The organism is Methylibium sp., assembly GCF_031393925.1.
Lineage (GTDB): Bacteria > Pseudomonadota > Gammaproteobacteria > Burkholderiales > Burkholderiaceae_C > Methylibium.
Window position 1 is genome coordinate 1 of record NZ_JANMWL010000108.1, and the last position, 4,871, is coordinate 4,871.

The 4,871-nt window shown below is 69.6% G+C and carries 6 protein-coding genes and 2 pseudogenes; 5 read left to right on the forward strand and 3 right to left on the reverse strand.

The genetic code is table 11. The annotated features are described in order from the left end of the window. The 3 genes and pseudogenes from RMO12_RS06340 to RMO12_RS06350 all read right to left on the reverse strand — a co-directional run. A pseudogene (locus RMO12_RS06340) lies at nt 1-289 on the reverse strand (poly(3-hydroxyalkanoate) depolymerase); the annotation flags it as partial. A 37-nt stretch (nt 290-326) separates the two neighbouring features. Continuing rightward, a complete protein-coding gene (locus tag RMO12_RS06345; protein ID WP_309624497.1) occupies nt 327-752 on the reverse strand; it encodes a CopG family transcriptional regulator in 426 nt (141 codons plus the stop codon). Nucleotides 753-824: 72 nt separating this feature from the next. Beyond that, complete coding sequence (locus tag RMO12_RS06350; RefSeq protein ID WP_309624496.1) at nt 825-1,778, reverse strand: LysR family transcriptional regulator; 954 nt, start codon at nt 1,776-1,778, stop codon at nt 825-827. A gap of 137 nt (nt 1,779-1,915) precedes the next feature. Here RMO12_RS06350 and RMO12_RS06355 point away from each other — a divergent pair, with 137 nt between their 5' ends. The 5 genes and pseudogenes from RMO12_RS06355 to RMO12_RS06375 form a co-directional block, all read left to right on the forward strand. Beyond that, nucleotides 1,916-2,293, forward strand: a complete 378-nt coding sequence (locus RMO12_RS06355) for a cupin domain-containing protein (protein WP_309624495.1) — start codon at nt 1,916-1,918, stop codon at nt 2,291-2,293. A 315-nt stretch (nt 2,294-2,608) separates the two neighbouring features. Continuing rightward, nucleotides 2,609-3,340: an FprA family A-type flavoprotein gene (locus tag RMO12_RS06360; protein WP_309638644.1), complete on the forward strand. Its 732-nt coding sequence runs from the start codon at nt 2,609-2,611 to the stop codon at nt 3,338-3,340. 149 nt (nt 3,341-3,489) lie between these two features. Beyond that, nucleotides 3,490-3,669: a hypothetical protein gene (locus RMO12_RS06365; RefSeq protein WP_309638645.1), complete on the forward strand. Its 180-nt coding sequence runs from the start codon at nt 3,490-3,492 to the stop codon at nt 3,667-3,669. Between the two features lie 57 nt (nt 3,670-3,726). Further along, nucleotides 3,727-4,611: a hypothetical protein gene (locus RMO12_RS06370; protein ID WP_309626207.1), complete on the forward strand. Its 885-nt coding sequence runs from the start codon at nt 3,727-3,729 to the stop codon at nt 4,609-4,611. A gap of 18 nt (nt 4,612-4,629) precedes the next feature. Then, nucleotides 4,630-4,871 (forward strand): annotated as a pseudogene (locus tag RMO12_RS06375) (methylenetetrahydrofolate reductase); the annotation flags it as partial.

Consider the following 4,871-nt stretch of genomic DNA (forward strand, 5'->3'; position numbering starts at 1 on the left):
CGCGCGTGCCGGCACTGTCGGTGTGGCTGCCCGCACTGAACTGACCGGCGGGCGCCTCGGTCCGCGGCGGCGGCGGTGGCAGCGGCGGGCGCGGCGGTGCGTCGACGTTGGTCTTTATTTCGCGTGCCTCGACGTCGATGACGCAAGACTCGTTCTTCTGTGGCGCCGCGGGTGCAGGCACTGCCGCGCCGCCGAGAGCGGCCTGGATGGCCGCGGTGGCGGCGCGCAGGTCGCCGGTCTGCGTCAGGCGCGAGGCCTCGGCCATCAGGCGTTCAAAGGAAGGGTTCATGGCGGTCCTGGTGGTCCTGATGAGGGGTCGGGAGAAATCAACGGATGCGACTGGCCAGCGCCGCCTTCACCGCCGGGCTCGCGTGCAGCGCGCCGAGCACCACCACCGAGTCGATGGCGGCCAGCGCGAGCGCCGGGCTCACATCGGGCGCGATGGTGGCCAGGCCGAGCACACGGATCTGCAGCGTCTGCCCGGCCTTCTTCACCGCCCGCAGTTCGTCGGCGCTGAAGTGCTGGATGCCGAGCACGAGGGTCTTGCGCGTGACCGCCTGCTTCACTGCATCGGCATGAACCGCGAGCTGGTTGCGGATGGCGGTGCGAATCAGGTCGGTGCGGTTGGCATAGAAGCCTTCCTGCACCAGCAGGTCGATCTGGCCGAGGTCGACGTAGCCAAGGTTGACGGTGATCTTCTCGTCGGCCGGCTTGGTGGCGGCAACAGCGTTGCGGGTGTTTCGTGCGGGCATGGAAGGCATCCTAGCACCATCCACTTGGATGGTTAATGCGCTGTCGCAAAACCCCGATCGGCGACCGCGGCTTCAGCGGCGCAGAGGTCGAGCGGCGGCCGAGTTCTTGGCCTTGTCCGGTGCCACGCGTGAAGCCGGTGCTGCTGTCGAAGCTTTCAGCGCCTCGATCAGTACGCGCACGCGCGCTGGCACCAGGCGGTTGCCCGGCATCACGGCGTGGATCGGCATGGGCGGCGGCCGGTGATTGACCAGCAGTTCGACCAGGCGCCCGGCGGCGAGGTCGGCCGCGACCATGTGGTCAGGCACCTGGGCGAGGCCCAGGCCGAGCACGGCCGCCGCCACCATCGCCCCGCCATCGTTGAAGCGCGTGCCCTGCTCGCGCTGCAGCGCCACCGTGCGCGCCTTGACGCTGAACTGCTGGGGACGATCTCGCCCGCTCGTGGGCATGCGAAAGAGGATGTGTCGGTGGTCGGCGAGGTCGGCCAGCGCGACGGGCGTGCCGTGGCGGCGCAAATAGGACGGTGCTGCCACGAGGACGAGCTGCTGGCTGGCAAAACGGGTCGCCGCCAGTGTCGAGTCCTGCAGCTCGCCCACGCGGATGGCCACGTCGATGCCGTCCTTGACCAGATCGACGTGGGCGTCCGACAGGCGCACGTCGAGCTCGAGTGCGGGGTGTTGCTGCACGAGCCGGGCCAGGATCGGCAACACCACCAAACGCCCGAACACGATGGGCATGTCGATGCGCAGCGTGCCGCTCGGCGCCGCGCATGCACCGGCGGCTTCCGCCTGCAGCTCCTGCAGCTCGGCCAGCACGCGCTGGCAACGCTGGAACAGCCGCTCGCCATCGGCGGTGAGGCGCACCTGCCGGGTGGTGCGGTGAAACAGCCGAAGGCCCAGCGAGGCCTCCAGGCGCGCCACCGCCTTGGCGAGCGTGGACGGGGCCGTGCCCAGCTCGCGCGCGGCCGCCGCGAAGCCGCCGCGCTTGGCGGTTTCCGAGAAGGCCAGCAGCGGTTGAAGTCCATGCATCACGTCTCCCATTGAGGACATTTTGTCGGCAATGTTATGGCGCTGACGCATCTTGTCGTTTGATGCGCCGCTCGGAATACTGACGCTGTCCGTGACGCCGCGGGCACGCCACCCCACCACCCCATCCAGGAGCCACCATGTACGTGATTGAACAAACGCAACCGGACCCTGCGTTCATCCCCGGCCTTGCCCACGCCACTTGGGCGGGGCAGGACGACGGCCTGCAGCAGCTTTCCATCTGGCGCCAGAGCCTGGCGCCCGGCGCCGCAACGCCGCCGCACCGCCACGACTGCGACGAGGTCGTGCTGTGTCGCTCGGGCTCGGGCGAGTTGCACGTCGACGGCCAGGCGCATCGCTTTGGCGCCGACACCACGCTGGTACTGCCGCGCGGCTGTACGCACCAGATTTTTTCCCTGGGCCCCATGCCGCTCGAAATCATCGGCGTGTTCGGCGCCACGCCGGTGGGCACCTTCCTGCCGGACGGCCAGGCGCTGGCCCTGCCGTGGCGCAGCTGAGCGCCGCCAGCGCGGCCGGCCCCACCCGATGCTGCCGCCGCGCCAGCGACCCTTGCCGTCGCCGCGCTGCTCGAATGCCTTTGCTGAAAGGAAATCCCATGACGCACCCCCTTCTGCGCTCCGCTGTGCGCTCATCCCTTCAATCTTCGCGCCATGTCCGAGGCGGACTTGCGCGCCATTTACCACTACATTCGCACGGCAGGCTCCGTCGGCCAGCCGGCACCGGCCGCACTGCCACCCGCGCAAACGCCGCCGATGTATTTCGTGCGGTTTCCGTAGCCGCATGCGCCCTGGTCACAGGGCAAGGAGAGCAACATGAGCAATGGGCCCCGAGGCTTCATCGACGAGATTGCCCACGACATCTACCGCATCAACATCAGGGTGCCCGACCTGATGCCCGGCGGCTTCTCCTTCAACCAGTACCTCGTGGTCGACGAACGGCCGCTCCTATTCCATACCGGGCCGCGCAAGCTGTTCGCGCTGGTGCGTGCGCAGATCGAGGCCGTGCTGCCGCTGGCCGCGCTGCGTTACGTGGCGTTCTCGCATGTCGAGGCCGACGAATGCGGCGCCCTGCCCGACTTCCTGGCCGCCGCGCCGGGCGCCCGGCCGGTGTGCAGCCAGATCGGCGCAATGGTTTCGGTGAGTGACCTGGTCGATGTCGAGCCCATCGGCCTGGTCGATGGCCAAACGCTCGACATCGGCCGGCGCCAGCTCGCGTGGCAGTCGGCGCCGCACCTGCCGCACGGCTGGGACTGCGGCTATCTGTTCGAGCCCTCGAGCCGCACACTGTTCTGTGGCGACCTGTTCACCCAGCCGGGCCTGGGTGAGCGGGCACTGGTGGACGACGACATCTTCGAGGCGAGCGAGGCCATGCGCCACGGCATGGATTACTACGCGCATTCGCGCAATGCACCGACCTTGCTCGACAAGCTCGCGCAGCTGCGGCCCCAGTTGCTGGCCTGCATGCACGGCAGCGCCTGGGCCGGCGATGGCGCCACGCTGCTGCGCCGGCTGGACGCGGCGCTGGCGCGAAGCCCGGGCGGCTGAACCCATTCGAGCCGCGGTGCAGCCACATTCGCACGACAGGCGGCCACGCTCCGGGAAGCTCCGAGCGACGCTGACGGCACCCGCGACCGCAGACCCTAAAGCGAGGTCAAGCCCTGGCGCACGGCGTATTTGGTCAGCGCCGCCACGGTGTGCAGGCCAAGCTTGCGCATGATGTTGCGGCGATCTACGTCAACCAGATGGCCGACGAGATGCTCGATGCGGTGGTCACGACCGGTGCCTATCTCGACGCGACCCAGCAGGTGCTCGAGCAACACGGCGGCCTGTGGTTCAACGACGAATCCTTCGTCGTTTCGCGCCGCCGCGACTGAAGACCGGAGTTGCTCGCGAAGCGTGAATCAACGCCGTCAATGAGAAGGATGAATCGGATGTCAGCCACCGCAACACCGACCGAAGAGCTGTCCTCGGCCTTCAGCGAACTCATCGCCAATGCGTCGATCGAGATCGCGCCACGCGAGCGTGCCGGCATCGACCGAGTGGCCGAAGCGCTGCCGGTCAACACCTGCATCTACGTGCCGGCACCGGCCAGGCGACCGCTGGCCGAGACGCTGGCCGCCGTGGCGGCGATCCGGCGCGCCGGGCTCGACCCGGTGCCGCACATCGCCGCGCGGCGCTTTGCGAGCCGCGCCGAGCTGGCCGACTTCATGGCGGCGGTCGGCGAGCATGGCGCGCACCGCGTGATGCTGATCGCCGGCGACGAGTCAGAGCCGCGCGGGCCGTATGCCGATGCCGTGCAGGTGCTCGAAGACGGCGTACTGGGCCAGGCCGGCGTGCGCGAAGTCGGCCTGGCCGGCTACCCGGAGGGCCATGGCCGCATCGCGGGCGCAGTGCTCGAGACGGCGTTCGCGCGCAAGCTCGCGCTGGCCCGCGAGCAGGGCCTGGGCGTCTATGTCGTCACGCAGTTCTCGTTCTCGACCACGCGCATCACCGCGTTCTGCGCCGACCTGGCGCGGCGCGCACCCGAGGTGCCGGTCTACGTCGGCATGGCCGGGCCCACCGACGCGTTGGCGTTGATGCGCTATGCGCAACGCTGCGGTGTGAGCGCGTCACTGCGCGCGATGCGCAACCTCGGCGCCGGCATGGCGGGCCTGGCCACGCACACCGACCCGCACGAGCAGCTACAGGCGCTGGCGCACCACGTCGACACGCGCAGCTCCTGCAACGTGGTGGGCATCCACCTCTACAGTTTCGGCGGCGCGCTGCGCACCGCCTGCTGGCTGCGCGACCGGCTGCATCGCCAGGGCGGGCAATGATGGCGGCGCGAACTCGGCATGCAGCCCGTGCCGCATCTGGCGGCGCGCTCCATTGCCAGCGCCACCCTGTTGGGCGACATGCTCGGCGCGCTGCACCGCGAGGCCGGGGCCGACCACGTGCTGCTCGTCGCCGGCTCGGCGCGCACGCCGCTCGGTCGCTTGGACGGCAGCTTGCCCGCGCTCGCCTCGGGCCTGTTCGAGCGTTGCGGCTTTCGCGCACTCGGCGTGGCCGGTCATCCCGAGGGCAGCCCCGACATCGC